Annotated in this window: 18 protein-coding genes; 8 read left to right on the top strand and 10 right to left on the bottom strand. The window is 69.3% G+C overall.

Features of this window, described 5'->3' with window-relative positions:
* Both BMY97_RS33360 and BMY97_RS33355 read right to left on the bottom strand, forming a co-directional pair.
* Positions 1-517 (bottom strand): type I restriction enzyme HsdR N-terminal domain-containing protein (locus tag BMY97_RS33360; protein ID WP_218156930.1); only part of this gene is annotated, 517 nt, incomplete at its 3' end.
* Between the two features lie 202 nt (positions 518-719).
* Positions 720-1370: a hypothetical protein gene (locus tag BMY97_RS33355; protein ID WP_091624916.1), complete on the bottom strand. Its 651-nt coding sequence runs from the start codon at positions 1368-1370 to the stop codon at positions 720-722.
* A gap of 147 nt (positions 1371-1517) precedes the next feature.
* On the opposite strand from BMY97_RS33355, the gene BMY97_RS33350 reads away from it, so the two are divergent.
* Positions 1518-1895 (top strand): nitroreductase family deazaflavin-dependent oxidoreductase, encoded by a 378-nt coding sequence (locus tag BMY97_RS33350; protein WP_091624835.1) that lies wholly within the window; start codon positions 1518-1520, stop codon positions 1893-1895.
* Positions 1896-1905: 10 nt separating this feature from the next.
* On the top strand, positions 1906-2433 hold the full coding sequence (locus BMY97_RS33345) for a GNAT family N-acetyltransferase (protein WP_091624833.1): 528 nt from the start codon (positions 1906-1908) through the stop codon (positions 2431-2433).
* A gap of 10 nt (positions 2434-2443) precedes the next feature.
* On the opposite strand, the gene BMY97_RS33340 is transcribed toward BMY97_RS33345, so the two are convergent.
* The 3 genes from BMY97_RS33340 to BMY97_RS33330 form a co-directional block, all read right to left on the bottom strand.
* A complete protein-coding gene (locus BMY97_RS33340; protein ID WP_091624830.1) occupies positions 2444-2770 on the bottom strand; it encodes an MmcQ/YjbR family DNA-binding protein in 327 nt (108 codons plus the stop codon).
* 93 nt (positions 2771-2863) lie between these two features.
* Positions 2864-4552, bottom strand: a complete 1689-nt coding sequence (locus BMY97_RS33335) for a bifunctional metallophosphatase/5'-nucleotidase (protein WP_091624828.1) — start codon at positions 4550-4552, stop codon at positions 2864-2866.
* A gap of 108 nt (positions 4553-4660) precedes the next feature.
* The gene (locus BMY97_RS33330) at positions 4661-5452 is read right to left on the bottom strand and encodes an alpha/beta fold hydrolase (RefSeq protein WP_091624825.1); all 792 of its coding nucleotides are present in this window, start codon (positions 5450-5452) and stop codon (positions 4661-4663) included.
* Between the two features lie 701 nt (positions 5453-6153).
* Between BMY97_RS33330 and BMY97_RS47335 the strand changes: the two genes are divergently transcribed.
* Together BMY97_RS47335 and BMY97_RS33325 are read left to right on the top strand one after the other, a co-directional pair.
* Positions 6154-6291 carry a hypothetical protein gene (locus tag BMY97_RS47335; RefSeq protein ID WP_177231659.1) on the top strand — a complete coding sequence of 46 codons (138 nt, stop codon included), beginning with the start codon at positions 6154-6156 and terminating at the stop codon, positions 6289-6291.
* Positions 6292-6381: 90 nt separating this feature from the next.
* The gene (locus BMY97_RS33325; protein ID WP_091624822.1) at positions 6382-7023 is read left to right on the top strand and encodes a VanZ family protein; all 642 of its coding nucleotides are present in this window, start codon (positions 6382-6384) and stop codon (positions 7021-7023) included.
* Here the strand turns inward: BMY97_RS33325 and BMY97_RS47330 are convergent.
* Positions 6964-7140, bottom strand: coding sequence for a hypothetical protein (locus BMY97_RS47330; RefSeq protein WP_177231658.1), 177 nt, complete (start codon positions 7138-7140; stop codon positions 6964-6966). The two genes, BMY97_RS33325 and BMY97_RS47330, sit on opposite strands and share 60 nt — an antisense overlap.
* Before the next feature lie 236 nt (positions 7141-7376).
* The gene (locus BMY97_RS33315) at positions 7377-7655 is read right to left on the bottom strand and encodes a methyltransferase domain-containing protein (RefSeq protein WP_143086357.1); all 279 of its coding nucleotides are present in this window, start codon (positions 7653-7655) and stop codon (positions 7377-7379) included.
* 28 nt (positions 7656-7683) lie between these two features.
* On the opposite strand from BMY97_RS33315, the gene mug reads away from it, so the two are divergent.
* The 4 genes from mug to BMY97_RS33295 all read left to right on the top strand — a co-directional run bounded on the left by mug (position 7684) and on the right by BMY97_RS33295 (position 11796).
* The gene (gene mug / locus BMY97_RS33310; protein WP_091624813.1) at positions 7684-8262 is read left to right on the top strand and encodes a G/U mismatch-specific DNA glycosylase; all 579 of its coding nucleotides are present in this window, start codon (positions 7684-7686) and stop codon (positions 8260-8262) included.
* Between the two features lie 264 nt (positions 8263-8526).
* Positions 8527-9315, top strand: a complete 789-nt coding sequence (locus BMY97_RS33305; protein ID WP_177231657.1) for a response regulator transcription factor — start codon at positions 8527-8529, stop codon at positions 9313-9315.
* A 159-nt stretch (positions 9316-9474) separates the two neighbouring features.
* Complete coding sequence (locus tag BMY97_RS33300; RefSeq protein ID WP_091624810.1) at positions 9475-11319, top strand: acyl-CoA dehydrogenase; 1845 nt, start codon at positions 9475-9477, stop codon at positions 11317-11319.
* A 201-nt stretch (positions 11320-11520) separates the two neighbouring features.
* On the top strand, positions 11521-11796 hold the full coding sequence (locus BMY97_RS33295) for a GlsB/YeaQ/YmgE family stress response membrane protein (RefSeq protein WP_091624807.1): 276 nt from the start codon (positions 11521-11523) through the stop codon (positions 11794-11796).
* Between the two features lie 80 nt (positions 11797-11876).
* On the opposite strand, the gene BMY97_RS33290 is transcribed toward BMY97_RS33295, so the two are convergent.
* Genes BMY97_RS33290 through BMY97_RS33280 form a run of 3 tightly spaced genes read right to left on the bottom strand, consistent with a single transcriptional unit; the run spans position 11877 to position 15922 of the window.
* Positions 11877-13742, bottom strand: a complete 1866-nt coding sequence (locus BMY97_RS33290; protein WP_091624805.1) for a VanW family protein — start codon at positions 13740-13742, stop codon at positions 11877-11879.
* 23 nt (positions 13743-13765) lie between these two features.
* Positions 13766-14059 carry a GroES family chaperonin gene (locus BMY97_RS33285; RefSeq protein ID WP_091624910.1) on the bottom strand — a complete coding sequence of 98 codons (294 nt, stop codon included), beginning with the start codon at positions 14057-14059 and terminating at the stop codon, positions 13766-13768.
* A gap of 39 nt (positions 14060-14098) precedes the next feature.
* Positions 14099-15922, bottom strand: coding sequence for an NHL domain-containing thioredoxin family protein (locus tag BMY97_RS33280; RefSeq protein ID WP_091624908.1), 1824 nt, complete (start codon positions 15920-15922; stop codon positions 14099-14101).
* Positions 15923-16005 lie beyond the last annotated feature (83 nt).

Raw genomic sequence — 16005 nt, 5'->3', positions numbered from 1 at the left:
CAAGGGCGAGGTCGACGGCGACCGGCAGTCCGCCGGTCAGGTGCCAGACCTGCCACACCTGCCCGTTGGTCAGGATCATCCACTCGACCCCTTCGTTGACGGCGTACATCTGCACCTGCCGCAACTGCCGGATTCCGAGCTTCTGCGTACACCGCTTGACCTCGATGAACGCGACCATCTGACGGTCGATCCGGACGCCGTAATCGGCGAACTCACCCTTGACCTGATACTCCGTGGTCAGGTCCTCGTACTTGTCAAAACCGAGACCCTCACAAAGGAAATCGGTGACCAGCAGCCGGGTGTCGCCTTCGTTGGCGTCTCGTTCGACGAGGTCGGCGAGCGGGCGGGAAAACCTCCGGACCGCCGTCCTTGCGCGTTCTCTGGCTGCCGTTTCCCACTTTGGCAACGGTCGAGGTTCCACACCGGTCGGCTTCGCAGCCGTCACCTTCTCCGGCGGCATCGGATCGGGTTCGATCAATAACCCTGAAGCCGGGGCGAAATCAGCGTCATCCGCCATTTCCAGGACCTCCCGCGACCGGATGTTACTTACAGAACATCAGGTCGCGTTCAGTCGAGCGCGTGTTACGGAATACGGTCCAGGAAATTCTGTATACCGTTTCCCAGATCACCAGGAAAAGATGTTATTAATTGACAATTTATGCGGTAAATGAATCACAAGAATCATGAGTGACCCGAAAGTTCCACCCGCCGAATACCGGTTAGCCCTCGACGAGCTCCCATTCCGCGCCCGGGGCCTCGCGGTCGAAAACCTGGCCCGGCGCGGCCTGCAGGACGGTCACGACATCCGGGTACAGCCGCACGACGTGTTCCAGTTCCATGCCCTCGACTTCGAAGTCCTCGGCTTCCGGGACCTCGAAGCCGACGAACAGCCAGGTGCCGTCCGCCTCCCGGACCACCTGGCGGACGGCGCGAGGCGGCGCGTCCGGTCCCGTGCCGACCTCGGCGAGGCCGGTGCTGAGCTGCACCTCTTCGAGCGGTGAGCCGGGGTGTTGCCAGGCGGCGACGCGCGTTTCGCGGATCGCGACGTCCTCGGCTTCGTCGTCGGAGTCCGCGACGGAGCTGAGCAGCCAGGTGGCCCGGTCCGGGTCCCAGTCCGCGGCCATGCCCGGCGGCAGGTCGGCCAGCGCCTTGAGCTGCGGGATCCGCTCGACGGCCTCGCGCAGGCGCAGGGCGCCGAACTGCTCGCGGTTGACGTCCATGTCCTCGTCGAACTCGGCGCCGTCGCTGATGAACCAGTCGTCGTCATCGTCGAGGACGACGAACGCCAGCTGGCCGGCGTCCTCGAGCAGCGTGTGCGCGAAGATCACCGGAGACTCCGGATCCTGTCGCAGCGGCCATTCGGTCGACATGCTCACTCCCCGCGTAGTTCCGGTGTGTGCGCACATCCCACCAGACCCGCGACCCGGCCGCGTGCCCCGCCTCACCCAACGGCTCGCGGCACCGAATCACCGCACGTCAGGAGGTAATTCGACGCCGGTTGGATTACTGTCTTGGGCATGGTGCTGCCAGAACGTCTTGCCCGCTTCAACCGCGTGGTGACGAACCGGATCTCGGGGCCGTTTGTCGGGTGGCTGCCCGGCTTCGGGCTGCTCGTGCACAAAGGGCGCCGCTCCGGCAAGGAGTTCCGGACGCCGCTGAACGTGTTCCGCACCGAAGACGGCTTCGCCGTGGCGCTGACCTACGGCCCCGGCGCCGACTGGGTCAAGAACGTGCTGGCCGCGGGCGGCGCGGAGATCATCACGCGGCACCGGAAATACCGCGTCACCAAGCCGGAACTCGTGCATGATGAGTCCCGCCGGTCGATGCCGACTCCGGTCCGGCAGTTCCTCGGCCTGCTCGACGTTCAGGATTTCCTGCTGGTCAAGCGGGAGTGAGGGGGAGCGGATGCTCACCGGGGAGCTGGTCCGGCTGCGCGCGCTGGAGCCGTCGGACGCCGAGTCGTTGTACCGCTGGGTCAACGACTGGGAGCTCGGCCAGTGGATGACCAACAGCCATCCGCGCTCGCTCGACCAGATCCGCAAACGCTGCGAGGACCGCAAGGTCAACACCTACGAACTCGTGGTGCTGGGCATCGAGAAGATCGCCGACGGCAAGCTGCTCGGCGTTGTCGACCTGCGTGACGCCGAGCCCGAGCAGGGCCGCGCCGAGGTCGACATCTACATCGGCGACCGGGACCACTGGGACGGCGGCTACGGCACCGAAGCGCTGCGACTGATGTGCAACTACGGCTTCGCGATGATGCGCCTGCACCTGATCGCGCTGTGGGTGGTCGCGGAGAACGAACGCGCCCGCCACGTCTACCGCAAGCTCGGCTTCGTCGAGGACGGCCGGCACCGCGAGTGCTTCCGCGGCCAGGACGGCAAATACCACGACATGTACCTGATGAGCCTGCTCGAAGGGGAGCTCAAGTGAGCACTCGAGCTCAGCTGACCAGCCGGCGCGGGGCCTTCCGCCGCCAGGACTCCGTCAGCAGCTCCCGCAGCTGCTGCCCGTCCACCCGGTCCAGGTCGACCAGGATCGAGCCGTGCCCGTCGTAGTGCGGGGTCGTGAAGAACGCCGGATCGCCCGCAGCGAGCAGCGCGGCCTTCTCGTCGAGGCCGCAGAACAGGACGAGCCCGCCCTCGGCCTCCGTCCGCAGCCGCGCGAATCCCTTGCCCGCCACCTTCAACGCGGGTGTGCGGTACCAGGTGGACTCCTCGGTCTCCGGCAGCTCCGCCCCGAGCGCCACCACTTCTTCCCAGGTCGCCATGGCTCCATCGTCGCCGACCGCGCCGCGGTTGTCTTGGACAAACGGGAGCCCCGCCTCGGGCGTGCCGAGGCGGGGCTCCCGTGAATCGCGAAACTACGGCGTGACCGTGATCCGGTCCGCCGGCGGCGGCGCGACGCCCGGGTGCGCGCCGAGGTAGGCGATCAGCGCGTCCAGGTCGACGGGGCCGCCCGCCAGGTCGGTGCCCTTGGTGAACTCGGTGAACCCGTCACCGCCGGCGGCGAGGAAGTTGTTCACCGACACGCGGAACGTCGCGGCCGGGTCCACCGGCGTGCCGTTCACGGTGAGGTTCGAGATGCGCGAGCCGACCGGCGCCGACGCCGAGTACGTGTAGTGCAGCGTGCTCGAGATCTGCAGGATCTTGGTCCCACCCGGCTGACCCCACTGCTGCTCCAGCACGTTCTTCAGGTTCGCGCCGGTGAGCGTGATCGTCTGCATGATGTTCGCGAACGGCTGCACGGTGAACGCCTCGCCGTAGGTGACCACGCCGTCGCCCTCGCCGTTCGGCGACGACGCGTAGTTCAGGTCCGCGCGGATGCCGCCGGGGTTGGTGATGGCGATCTGCGCGTTGTTGGCTTTGGTGCCTTCGAGCTGCGCGTCGGCGATGACGTCGCCGAGCGTCGACTCGCCCGAAGCCGCGCCGGCCGCCTTGAGGTCCGCGGTGATGGTGCCGACCTGCTTGTTCGCGATCGGGGCGGACTTGGTCTTGGCCTCGTCGACGAGCTTGGCCACGGCCGGGTCCGGCGTGACGTCACGGGTGACGATCTCGTTGTGCGCCTTGCTCTGCGACCGCACGACGTCGCGGGTGCGCAGGTCGATCTTCACGTCGAGGACGGACAGCAGCCGCCCGAACGACGCGCCCTGCAGCACCGCGCGCGGCTGGCCGGCGGGGTCGTTGATCACGCAGTTGTACTGCTGGTGGCTGTGCCCGGTGAAGATGGCGTCGACCTTGGGGCTGACGTTCTTCGCGATGGTCGCGGCGGGGCCGTCCGCCTGGAGCTTGCAGTCGTTCGGCCCGGAGTTGACCTCGGTGCTGTCGCCCTGGTGCAGGAGTACGACCTGGGCCTTGATGCCGAGCGCGTCGAGCAGGTTCGCGGTGCGGTTGATGGCCTGCACCTCGTCGCCGAACTTCAGGCCCTTGATGGCCTCCGGCGTGACGACGGTGGGCAGGTCCTTCAGCGTGGCGCCGATGACCCCGATCGGCACGCCGCCGGAGAACTGGACGGTGAACGGCAGCAGCGCGGGCAGGCCGTTGGTGAAGTACACATTGGACCCGAGGAACGGGAACTTCGCGCCGTCGAAGGAACTGCGGAACTGGCAGCCGTCGGTCTTGTTGCAGCCGCCGAACTGCATGCGCAGCAGTTCCTGGTAGCCCTCGTCGAACTCGTGGTTGCCCACCACGGACGCCTTGACGCCGAGCATGTTGAGGAAGTCGATGGTCGGCTCGTCGTGGAACAGCGCGGACACCACCGGCGACGCGCCGACGTTGTCACCCGCGGAAAGCACCATCGAGTTGCGGACCTGCGACTGCAGCTGCTTCACGTGCGTCGCCAGGTACGCGGCGCCACCCGCGTCCACAGTGGAGCCATCCGACTGCGTCACGCGGCCGCTCGAACCGGCGGGCGGCTCGAGGTTTCCGTGCAGGTCGTTGAACGTGATGATCCGGACGTCCGTGGTCTGGGCCGCCGACGCGGGTGCGCTCGTGACGGCCACCGTCGCCAGTGCGGCCGCGGCGGTGACCGCGAGCCGGGTGAAGAGCCTCATGTTTCCTCCGGTTTCGCGCCCGATGTCCCCTAAACGGGCGCACGGCGTCGCAGTCTGCCCAAAGAGGAGGGTCGTCACCAGAGGAAAAGGGAGGGCGATAGGGAAATGTCACCCGGCGTTGGCGCTGCCGTCGAGCAGCACGCGCGCGACGACGTCCGGCGCGTCGCTCATGGGCACGTGCCCGCAACCGCGCAGCGTGATCAGGCGAGACTGGGGAGCGACGGCCTTGAGCGCTTCCGCTTTGGGGCGCGCGAGCACGCGGTCGCGCTCGGCCCACGCGATGGTGACCGGGACGTCGTCGCGGACCGGCCCGGTGAAGTGGAAACCGCCCTTGGCCTGGGCGAGTGTCGGCAGGAACCCTTCGGCGCGGCCGAGCGCGCGGACGTCGTCGACAACCACTTGCGGCGTGAGCACCGCGGGGTTGGCGTAGATCAAACCGGTGAGCGCCTTCCGGCCCGCGGCCGTGGTGGCGAGCTGTCGGACGCGCCGCTCGGGTGTGTGCCGCGCAAGCGTGTGCAGGGTGCGCAGGACGGTCAGCGCGTAGTGCTGCTGCCACGCCGTCCACAACCCGGCGGGCGACAGCGCGGTCACGCTGCGCACCAGCCCGGCCTCCCCGAGCGCGAGGGACAGCAGCCCGCCGAGCGAATTCCCCGCGACGTGCGGCTTTTCGATCCCGAGCCGCCGGAACAGCCGCGCGAACGTCTCGAGCGCCGGCTCGATCCCGTACGCCCCATCCCGATGCGGCGACTCCCCGAACCCGGGCAGGTCAACCGCGATCACGTCCCGGTGCGGCGCCAGCAACGGCACGACGGGATCCCACGCCTGCCGCCGATGCCCGACCCCGTGGATCAGCACCAACGGCGCGCCTTCGCCAACCCGCGTGTAGACGACGTCGTCCATGATCCCGAGCGTAAGTGCTGGTGGCGGGGATTTCTAGTACTTCGGGTAACAGTTACTCATGCGTCCACCTGACGGCGGGTCACCTCTTTGCTTCCGAGTTGTCCACAGCCTGGGCCTCATTGTGGACAACTCGACCTTGCGACGTCCGGGCACAGGGTGCGCTTGTTGCGTGGGGATCGGCTGTTGAGCGGGAGTTGGCTAGTCGGGCGGAGTCGCGTGGAGCTGGGACGGCGGGCGGAACGGGTTGTGGAGCGAGGCTGAGGCGGCGCGTGGCGGGGTTGTCGCGGAGGTGCGGTCGGCGGCAGTGCGGTGGCACTGAGCTGGGGTGGCGCGCCAGCGCGGCAGGCAGTGCGACAGCCGGAACCGGCGTCGCGAGACACGAGGAAGGCGCGCCTGACCAAGAGCGAGGCGCCAAGCAACGAGGCGCGGCAAGGTGGCAGCACCACAAGCGATGGAGGCGGCCCGCCGACAGCTCACGGCAACGCAACAGCTCGGCACGACCGAGGTGCGACCGTCCGACCGCGACAGTTCGGCGCAACCGACCGGAGCACTCCAACGGCCGGTCCAACAGAAGCCCAGGACAAAAGCACCACCACCGACCAACCCCTGCCCCATGAACACGGCGGCCACAGCCGTAACACCCGCCCCAGCCGAACCGATGACCCGGACGCCGCATCGCGAAAACGCACCCGGGGGAACAGATGGAACTGCAGATCGTCCTGCTCGTGATCGTGGTTGTCGGGATCCTGGTGGGCGGGACGGTCTTCAGTGCGTGGCGGGCCGAGCGGGCCGAAGACCGGGAGCGCGACCGCGAGGAAGAGCCTGGCCGATCGGCTTAACGCCGCCTCGGCCAGATGGCCGACCCCCGGCAAAAGCGCCCGGCTCTTCGACCGAAGTGACCGGGCCCCAAGATCCATAACGTTCAAGCCATGACGAACGCACAGGTCACGGCCCTGCAGTACGGCCTCATCGGTTTCCTCGCGGTGTGGGCGACGGTCCTCGTCCCGCAGCTGGTGCTGCAGTTCGCCCGCTACGGGCGACCGCGGGTGCGCGGGCTGGTGACCACGGCCGCCGTCGTGTTCTACGCGTGCATGGCGCTCGCCGTCGTGTTCCTGCCGCTGCCCGGGCCGCACAGCCGGCGGCTCGAGCAGACCGTGCAGTTGCGGCCGTTCCAGTGGATCAGCGACATCCACAGTGAGCTGCTCAAGCACGGCCTGTCGGCGTCGCACTGGTTCACCACGCAGACCTTCCAGCAGGTCGCGCTGAACGTGCTGCTGTTCGTGCCGCTGGGGGTGTTCGCGCGGATCCTGTGGCGCCGCGGGCTGGTCGGGACGCTGGCGATCGGCGCCGCGGCCTCACTCGCCATCGAGATCACGCAGCTCACCGCGAATTTCGGCACCGCGCCGTTCGTCTACCGCATTTTCGACGTCGACGACATCATGACCAACACGTTCGGCGCCGGCGTCGGCTGGCTCTTCGCGGCCCTGCTGCTCGCCCTGCGCGCCGTTCCTTCAGCGGTCCACGCGCAGACGGCCCGGCGCGAGCGGGTCGACCTCGCCCAGGCGCGCTAAGCGGGCCTTGCGCCGCAGCGCCGCCCGCTTGGCGGCGCGCCGGTCCTCCAGGACCACGATCAGCGCGGCGACGGCGATGACCAGGGCCACCAGCCCGAGAACGAGCGAAACCGGCACGTGGCCTCCGCTCCGACGTCGTTGTGCGAGAGATCACACAGGCTACCTAGCCTGGTGGCGGCTTCGCTACCCCGTGTGCGGAGAACCAGTCCCGGTCAGCGGTCACCCACCGGTCGAAGATCAGATCGGCCGAGGTCAGGACCTCGCCGAGCGCTTCGGAAGACAGCCGGCGGCAGGTGAATTCCTGCCGCCAAGCCTCACCGCCGACGCGGTACCGGACGGCCGCGGACAGCAAGTCACCGTCGCGGGCGACGTCCTCCAGGGCGACGGCCACGTCGCCGGGCCGTGGCCAGCAGTGCCCGCGCCTGCGCCGGGTCAGGGGTGTTGAGCAGGTGGCTGCCGAGCAGCACGACGTCGAACCGCCGACCCAGCCGCAGGTCGCCGATCCGCGCGCAGACCGTCTCGGCCCCGCGCACGTGCGCGAGCATCTCCGGTGAGTCGTCCACCGCGACGACCCGGTGGCCCAGCGCCACCGGCGGGACCTCCACCGGGCAACCGTCGGCCGTGACACCCATGGCGCCCAGCGTGCCGGAGACTGGGCGGATGAGCACCCGGCCGACGAAGGAGCAGCTCGCCGCCGCGTATGGCACGACCGTGCCGGACGTGCTGGCGCCCGGTCTCGACGTGCTGTTCTGCGGCATCAACCCGAGCCTCTACTCCGCCGTGCTCGGCGTGCACTTCGCACGGCCCGGCAACCGGTTCTGGCCCGCTCTGCACCGCAGCGGCTTCACACCGCGGCAGTTCGACCCGAGCGAACAGCACGAACTCCTCGCGCTGAAGCTCGGCGTCACCAACGTCGTGGACCGGGCCACCGCGCGGGCGGACGAGCTGGACGACGACGAGTTGCGCGACGGCGGCCAGGCCCTCGTCGCGAAGGTCCGGCAGGCGAAACCGCGCTGGCTGGCCGTACTGGGCATCACGGCTTATCGCCTCGCGTTCGGCGAGTCGAAGGCCCGGGTCGGGCCTCAAGCAGGCATGATCGGGGCGACGAACGTGTGGGCACTGCCCAACCCGAGCGGCCTCAACGCCCATTGGACGCCTGCCGGACTGGCCGAGGAGTTTGCCGCGCTCCGTGCACAGCTTGTTACCGAGCGTCCATCCAACGGGTTACACCCTCAGTAGCAGTCGGTCGAACGACCTCGTCCTGAGGTCGTCGAATAGCCCCTGATCACAGCCGCTTTTCTACGGAGAGTTTGCTGCGACCGGCCGATACGGCCATGAGGGGGAAACCGCGTCACGAGACGCCTACGGGGTACTCGAATCAGAGACAAGGTGTCGTTCCCGTCCGGTCCCAGCAGGGGAGACCGGGTGGTGCCGGACGGCGCGCCGGGGGGCGTGCCACACAGTCCGGCTACCCGGGGACGACCTGGAGTACGGAGGCCCGAGATGCGCGGCATCGAGCCCCACCGACCGACCGCCATGCCGGGGCAGCCCGGCGCGAGCCGCAGCCTCGGGGTCGCCGTGGTCGATCCCGTTCCGATCTTCCGCGAGGGCCTGGCCGCGATGGTGCACCGCAGCCCCGGCCTGCACTGGGCGGGCCAGGCGGCGAGCCACCACTCCGCGCTCCAGCTGTGCGAGCAGGTGCGCCCCGACGTCGTCATCCTCGACTCGGCGCTGGACCCCAACTGCCACCTCACCAAGCTGCTGGCCTCGGGCGATCCGGCGTTGCTGCTGGTCGTGCTGGTCCGCGACGCCAACCGGACGCAGCAGTACCTGGCGACCGCGATCGGCGCGGGCGCGCACGCGATCGTGCCGCGCTCGGTGGACCCGCGCCGGCTCGCGGAGGCCATCCGGCGCGCGCACTCCGACCGTCGTTACATCGACCCGACGCTGGCGGCGCTCACCGCCAGACCGAAACGCCAGCCGTCGCCCAGAGCGGCGCCGGCCGCGGACCACCTGGCCCAGCCGAAGGGCGCGATGCCGCTTTCGCGCCGCGAGTACCAGGTGCTGCAGCTCGTGGCCGAAGGACTGGAGAACTCGGCGATCGCGAAGCTGCTGTTCCTGTCCGTGGAGACGGTCCGGACGCACGTGAAGAGCATCCTGCGCAAGCTTTCCGCGCGGGACCGGACACACGCCGTGACCATCGCGTTCCGCAGCGGCATCCTGATCCCGCGCGCGGACGACGAGCACAATCCCGCGGCCGCCCAGCCCGCCGTGGCGCGCGGCACCCCCTGACCTTGTCGTCCAGGTGGATGTGGGTTTTTCGGCTGAATTCCGCCCCTGAAGGCGGGGTTTCGCTTGCCCGGCGTTACTCGTAGGTAATATCCTGAAGTTACCGGCGAGTAAGGGAACCTGCGCCCGGCCGGAAAGCCGAACACAAAACGGAGTGACGACATGGGCCACTACAAGAGCAACGTCCGAGACCTGGAGTTCAACCTCTTCGAGGTGCTCGGCGTACAGGAGCGCCTCGGCAAGGGCGTGCTCGCCGAATCGGACGAGGAGACCGCGCGCGGGGTGCTGTCCGAGCTGAACAAGCTCGCCACGGGCCCGCTGGCCGAGTCCTACGCCGATGCGGACCGGAACCCGCCGGTGTACGACCCCAAGACGTTCAGCGTCAAGATCCCCGAGTCGTTCAAGAAGAGCTACCAGCAGCTGATGGACGGCGAGTGGTGGCGACTCGGGCTGACCAACGACCTCGGCGGCTTCGGCCTCCCCCCGACGGTCCAGTGGGCCGCGGCCGAGCTGATCCTCGGCGCGAACGCCCCGCTGTTCATGTACATGGCGGGCCCGAACTTCGCGATGATCGTGAACAACAACGGCACCGAAGAGCAGCAGCACTGGGCGCAGATCATGATCGACCGCGCCTGGGGCGCGACGATGGTGCTGACCGAGCCGGACGCCGGCTCCGACGTCGGCGCGGGCCGCACCAAGGCGGTCAAGCAGGAGGACGGCTCCTGGCACATCGACGGCGTGAAGCGGTTCATCACCTCCGCCGAGCACGACATGAGCGAGAACATCATGCATCTCGTGCTGGCGCGGCCCGAGGGTCCCGGCATCGAGACCAAGCCCGGCACGAAGGGCCTTTCGCTCTTCCTGGTGCCGAAGTACCACTTCGACTCGAAGACCGGTGAGCTCGGCGAGCGCAACGGCGCCTACGTCACCAACGTCGAGCACAAGATGGGCATCAAGGCCTCCACCACCTGTGAGCTGACCTTCGGCCAGCACGGCACCCCGGCCAAGGGCTGGCTGATGGGTGAGGTGCACAACGGCATCGCGCAGATGTTCCAGGTCATCGAGTACGCCCGGATGATGGTCGGCACCAAGGCCATCGCGACGCTGTCCACCGGCTACCTGAACGCGCGCGACTACGCCAAGGAGCGCGTGCAGGGCGCCGACCTGCCGAACATGCTGAACAAGGCCGCGGCGCGCGTCACGATCACGCACCACCCGGACGTCCGCCGTTCGCTGATGCTGCAGAAGGCGTACGCGGAGGGCCTGCGCGCGGTGTACCTGTACACGGCGTCGTTCCAGGACCAGCTGTGGACCGGCGAAGGCGACGAGGCTTCGCTGAAGCTGGCGCACGGCGTCAACGACCTGCTGCTGCCGATCGTCAAGGGCGTCGGCTCCGAGCGGGCGACCGAGCAGCTCGTGCAGTCGCTGCAGACCCTCGGCGGGTCCGGCTTCCTGCAGGACTACCCCATCGAGCAGTACATCCGCGACGCGAAGATCGACTCGCTGTACGAGGGCACCACGGCGATCCAGTCGCTGGACTTCTTCTTCCGCAAGATCGTCCGCGACAAGGGCCAGTCGCTCGCGTACGTGGCCGGCGAGATCACGAAGTTCCTCGAAGCCGAGGCAGGCAACGGACGGCTCAAGAACGAGCGCGCGCTGCTGAAGCAGGCTCTCGAGGACACGCAGGGCATGCTCGGCTCGCTGATCGGCTACCTGACCGCGTCGCAGGAAGACCCGCAGAACATCAACAAGGTCGGCCAGCACACCGTGCGGCTGCTGATGTCGGTGGGCGACCTGCTGGTCGGCTGGCAGCTGCTCAAGGGCGCCGAGGTGGCCATCGCCAAGCTGGACGCCGGCGCGTCGGCCAAGGACGTGCCGTTCTACGAGGGCAAGGTCGCCGTGGCCTCGTTCTTCGCCAAGTCCGTGCTGCCGGAGCTGACCGCGCGCCGCGCGATCGTCGAGGCCGCCGACAACACGCTGATGGACCTGGACGAGGCGGCCTTCTGAGCCACTGAGCGAGGAATTCCCCCGGTGCCCGCGCACCGGGGGTTTTTCTTTCGGGTGACTTCGCCGGTCGTGACTGGCGGGGCGGCGGGGCGAAGTGGGTGTAATGCCCCTGGAAACGAGGTTTCGACCGCTCCGGCGAGGGGAATCCCGACAGCGTCCGTGGCCGGTGCCGCGGACTCCGTTTCAGGCAGAGGAGTTTCGATGACCGTCTCAGGCATCATCAGCGCCATCGTGATCGGCTTGATCCTCGGCCTGCTCGGCCGGATGTTCGCGCCCGGCAAGCAGTCCATCCCGATCTGGCTGACGATCGTCGTCGGCATCGTGGCGGCCTTCGTCGGCACCTGGATCGCCCGCGGGATCGGCTACGCCGACACGAAGGGCATTGACTGGCTGGAAATCATCACGCAGGTGGTGATCGCCGCGATCGGCGTCAGCCTCGTGGCCGGGATCTACGGCCGGCGCAGCGTCAACCGGTAACACTCGCTTCTCTCGGTCCGGCCCGCTTTGCTTGACGGCGGGCCGGATCGGCGTTTTCCAGGGCTGGTTCTAGGCCACGCTCAGCACAAGACGATGGGCTGCGGGGCATAAGTCGTATTACGGGTTTCCTCGCGGATTTCGTTGCCCGTGGCCAAATCGTAGAAGACGCGGGTGTCCGAAACGCTGAAGCCGGTGGCGCCCGGCGAGGCCTGGCAGGTGCCGTCCGGGCCGGGGCCGAACTGGATGGGCGGTGAGACCTGGTTCGTCCGGGCGCCCGTGCGGCCTTCGACGCGGTACTGCTTGGTGCCCCAGATCCGCACCGTCACCGAGCCGCCGCCGGCGTAGGCCTGGATGGCGAAACCCGTCGGCATGGTGTCCGCGATCTTCAGCTCCACCGGGTTTCCCGCGGCGTCCACGGCCGCCGCGTCGCGGCCCGCCGGGTAGCGGTCGAGGTAGTGGTCGTGCGCGGCGTGGCCGCCGTCGCCGAGACCGGCCAGGTACGCGGCGTTGTACAAAGTGGACGCGAGCTGCGAGACTCCGCCGCCCACCACCGAAGGGCCCGTGCCGTCCTCGTCGACGGGGGCGCTGACGTAGCCGTTCGCCGAAGTCCGGGCGCCCGAGCGCGAGCCGAGGCTGAACGTCTCGCCCGGCTTCACGACGGCGCCCGAGACGCGGTCGGCGAGCGTCTGGATGTTCGTGGCCGCCGGGCCGCTGAAGCCGCTGGTGGTGAACTCGCCGATCACCTCGTTGATGCCCAGCGCCGACGCCGCTTCCGTGGTCACGCTCGGCTTCGTCGCGTCGTACGCCACGCTCAGGTCGCGCCCGTCCGGCTTCGCCAGCACCTGCGTGATCGGCTTGAAAGTGTTGGCCCAGTTGATCTTCCGCGCGTCCTCGGACGGCTGCACGGCCGGCGCGCCCGCGGTGAACACGATCTCCGCGTCGCGCCCGTCGGTCTCGGTCGAAACGAGGTCCGCCTGCACGGCCTGCTGCAGCTTGCCCTGGTCGATCCGCAGCTCCAGGCTGCCGCCGTCGCGCGGCGCGAACTGGAACGACGCAGCGATCGCGGCGGGCGTCAGCGTCGCGTCCTTGCCCTGGCCGTGCACCACCACGGGTTTCGCCACCGCGGGCGCCACCACCTGGTCCAGCAGCGCGTGGACGCCGGCCGACGTCGCCTTGGGCGGCGTCACGTCCATCCGCAGCGACACGCCGCCCGGCGCGAGCCAGTCCGCGATCACCGCCTGCACGGCCGCGTGGACGTCCGCCAGCGACTGTCCCTGTCGCGGCTCGACGGGGTACGGCGTCACGTCCGTCCCGGCCTTCGGCAGGAACCCGATGCTGCCCTCGACCAGCGGGTGGTTCAGCCGCCCGTCGGCCAGCGACTGCACGGCCTGGCGGACCTCCTGCTGGTCCGAGCGGGTGACCACATCGACGTCGCGGGTGCTGAAGAACGACATGATGCGCGTGATCGGGCTCAACGGCTGGTGCCCGGCCTGCGCGAGCGTCGCCGGCCAGTCCAGGCCGAGGCCGGATTGGGCGGGCAGCAGCGTCGTCGTGACGTCGCCGCCGTGCACCTGCACCGGCTGCGTCAGCCGCGGCTGGAGCTCGGCGCGCAGCTTGGCCTCGGCGTCGGCGTGCGAGAGACCGCCGACGTCGATGCCCGCCACGACCACCCCACGCGGCACGTCGCCCGCGCTGACGATCAGGTCGAGGCCGTACAGCAGCACGAACAAGCCCATCAGACCGCCGACGATCATGAACGTGCGGCCGATCTTGCGCCGGACCCGGCGCGCCGGCGTATCGGGCGGCGGGGGCGAGCCGACGACGGCGAAGATCTCGGTGGCCAGGTCGTCTTCGGAAACGAAGCCGTCTTCGGCAGCCCGGTCTTCTCGGGAACCATGCAGCAGGTCGTCGAAGAAGAGGTCCTGCGAGGTTTCGTCTTCGCGCACGCCTGCCCTCCCCCTGCCAGGAGCTACAGGTACAGCCCCGTGCCGTGTTCGGTCCGCTCGGTGGCGACGGCGTGAATGTCCCGCTCGCGCATCACCAGGTGCCCTTCGCCCTTGATCTCGACCTCGAACTGGTCTTCGGGGTTGAAAAGCACCCGGTCGCCCGGCTTGACGTTGCGCACGCTGTTGCCCACGCCCAGTACATCACCCCAGGCGAGCCTGCGCGCCACTTGCGCGGTCGCCGGGATGACGATGCCGCCGCTGCTGCGTCGCTCGCCCTCCTCGGGGGACAGCCGCACGAGCACCCGGTCGTGCAGCATCTGGATCTCGAGCTGGGGGCCGTCGGACACGCCCCCATGTTACTGAGGCGGCGGGGTCCCCTTCGGCTCGCCCGCCATGACCAGGCTGAGCAGTCTCTGTCCGCCGGCCTCGAACCGCACCGGCACGCCCCAGTCCTGTCGCGTGATGCGGCACGCGGGGTGCTCGCCGCCTTCGTCACAGCTCGCGGCCTGCGCGACAACCTGAAGCACGCCTTCGGTTACGCCCTCGGCGAACCGGACCCGGCGCACCAGATCCGTGCCGACCCCGGCGCCGTCGGCGAGCAGCTCCGGCGGCGACGCGCTGATCTCCAGCCGCGTCGACGGCCCGTAGCGCTCGTCCAGCTTCTCGCCCGGCGGCGGGGTGAAAACGACGGAGAACTCGACGTTTCCGGGCGCCAGCACGGTCGGCGGCCGTCGCACGGCGTGCGCGGTGCCCGCGACGGTGGTCGCCTGGACGCCGACCGGCACGACGCGGTTGCCCGCCGACTCGACGACCAGCAGCACGCCGTCGTGCAGAAGGAGGCCTTGCGGCTCCGCGAGCCCGGTGGCGAGCGTCGTGACTTCGCGCGTGAAGGGGTCGTAGCGGCGTACAGCGCCGTTGTACGTGTCGGCGATGGCGATGCGGTCTCCGGGCAGCACGGCGAGGCCCAGCGGGTGCTGCAGCAGCGCCTGGTCGGCCGGGCCGTCGGAATGGCCGAAGGAGAACAGGTCGACGCCGATGGCCGTGTGCACGGTGAACGACTCGCCGTCGGGCTCGATCCAGCGCAGCGCGGACGTTTCGGCGTCGGCGAGCCAGAGCTTGTCGCCGTCGGGCGCGAGGCCGGAAGTCTGAGCGAAGAACGCTTCGTGCACGTCGCCGTCTCGCAGGCCTTCGACGGTGGTGCCCGCGAAGCGCCGGATGTCGCCGGAAGCCGGGTCGAACACGCTCAGCGTGTGGTTGCCCGCCATGGCGACCACGACACCGCCCGCGGGGGCCCACCACGCGACGTCCCACGGGCTGGTGAGGTCGACGTCCACGGCCTTGCCGGTGTCGGAGCCGTCGCGCCACTGCCGGCCCGTGCCCGCGATGGTGCTGACCTCGCCGGTGTTGAGGTCGAGGCCGCGCAGCCGGTGGCCGGCCGTGTCGGCGACGACGGCGTGGTACCCGGCGCGCTGGGCGACCTCGTTGGGCAGCAGCGCGATCCCGGACGGCTCGGTGAAGGTGGCGAGGTCGAACGGGCCGTCCTGCGCGCCGCGCTCGCCGCTGCCGAAGCGGCGGATCACGGTCTCGCCGTCGGAAGCGAATTCGACGATGGAGTGGTGCCCGGTGTCGGCGACCAGAATCCGGCCCTCGGCGGTGGCCACGGCCTTGCTCGGGAAGCGCAGCTCGCCGTCCTGCTCCTCGACCGGCACGTACGGGTTGCCACCGCGGCGGAGCGTGCCCTTGGCCGCGTGTTTCACCACCAGGTCGGCGACGACGCGGCGAAGCGCCTCACCGTGGCCCTCTCCCGCGGCGACGTGCACGACGTACCCCTCGGGGTCGACGACCACCAGCGTCGGCCACGCGCGCACGGCGTACTGCGACCACAGCTGCATTTGCGGATCGTTGACGACGGGGTGGTGCACCTCGTAACGCCGGACAGCGGCCTCGATCGACGCGCGTTCGCCCTCGTGCAGGAACTTCGGCGAGTGCACACCCACGGTGACCATGACGTCCGAAAACTCCTCCTCGAGCGGCCGGAGCTCGTCGAGGACGTGCAGGCAGTTGACGCAGCCGCTGGTCCAGAAATCGAGCAGCACGATGCGTCCGCGCAGCTCGGCTAGGGTGAGCCGGTGGCCACCGGTGTTGAGCCAGACGTCGCCGGCGAGTTCGGGCGCGCGCACCCGCGCCTGCGGCACTGCGGGCTGCGGTGAGGTAGTCACGGGACGAGTGAACTACATCCGCTCACGCTGTGTTCCCATATTCG

This window comes from Amycolatopsis saalfeldensis, from assembly GCF_900110575.1.
Taxonomy (GTDB): Bacteria; Actinomycetota; Actinomycetes; order Mycobacteriales; family Pseudonocardiaceae; genus Amycolatopsis; species Amycolatopsis saalfeldensis.
Note: the sequence above shows the minus strand (reverse complement) of the source record. Positions and strands in the feature narration are given on the sequence as shown.

What these genes read in the sequence shown, in the direction of transcription:
- BMY97_RS33355 (WP_091624916.1), bottom strand. Translation starts at nt 1,370, where the DNA reads ATGTCGACCGAATGGCCGCTGCGACAGGATCCGGAGTCTCCGGTGATC.
- BMY97_RS33350 (WP_091624835.1), top strand. Translation starts at nt 1,518, where the DNA reads ATGGTGCTGCCAGAACGTCTTGCCCGCTTCAACCGCGTGGTGACGAAC.
- BMY97_RS33345 (WP_091624833.1), top strand. Translation starts at nt 1,906, where the DNA reads ATGCTCACCGGGGAGCTGGTCCGGCTGCGCGCGCTGGAGCCGTCGGAC.
- BMY97_RS33340 (WP_091624830.1), bottom strand. Translation starts at nt 2,770, where the DNA reads ATGGCGACCTGGGAAGAAGTGGTGGCGCTCGGGGCGGAGCTGCCGGAG.
- BMY97_RS33335 (WP_091624828.1), bottom strand. Translation starts at nt 4,552, where the DNA reads ATGAGGCTCTTCACCCGGCTCGCGGTCACCGCCGCGGCCGCACTGGCG.
- BMY97_RS33330 (WP_091624825.1), bottom strand. Translation starts at nt 5,452, where the DNA reads ATGGACGACGTCGTCTACACGCGGGTTGGCGAAGGCGCGCCGTTGGTG.
- BMY97_RS47335 (WP_177231659.1), top strand. Translation starts at nt 6,154, where the DNA reads ATGGAACTGCAGATCGTCCTGCTCGTGATCGTGGTTGTCGGGATCCTG.
- BMY97_RS33325 (WP_091624822.1), top strand. Translation starts at nt 6,382, where the DNA reads ATGACGAACGCACAGGTCACGGCCCTGCAGTACGGCCTCATCGGTTTC.
- BMY97_RS33315 (WP_143086357.1), bottom strand. Translation starts at nt 7,655, where the DNA reads ATGGGTGTCACGGCCGACGGTTGCCCGGTGGAGGTCCCGCCGGTGGCG.
- mug (WP_091624813.1), top strand. Translation starts at nt 7,684, where the DNA reads ATGAGCACCCGGCCGACGAAGGAGCAGCTCGCCGCCGCGTATGGCACG.
- BMY97_RS33305 (WP_177231657.1), top strand. Translation starts at nt 8,527, where the DNA reads ATGCGCGGCATCGAGCCCCACCGACCGACCGCCATGCCGGGGCAGCCC.
- BMY97_RS33300 (WP_091624810.1), top strand. Translation starts at nt 9,475, where the DNA reads ATGGGCCACTACAAGAGCAACGTCCGAGACCTGGAGTTCAACCTCTTC.
- BMY97_RS33295 (WP_091624807.1), top strand. Translation starts at nt 11,521, where the DNA reads ATGACCGTCTCAGGCATCATCAGCGCCATCGTGATCGGCTTGATCCTC.
- BMY97_RS33285 (WP_091624910.1), bottom strand. Translation starts at nt 14,059, where the DNA reads ATGCTGCACGACCGGGTGCTCGTGCGGCTGTCCCCCGAGGAGGGCGAG.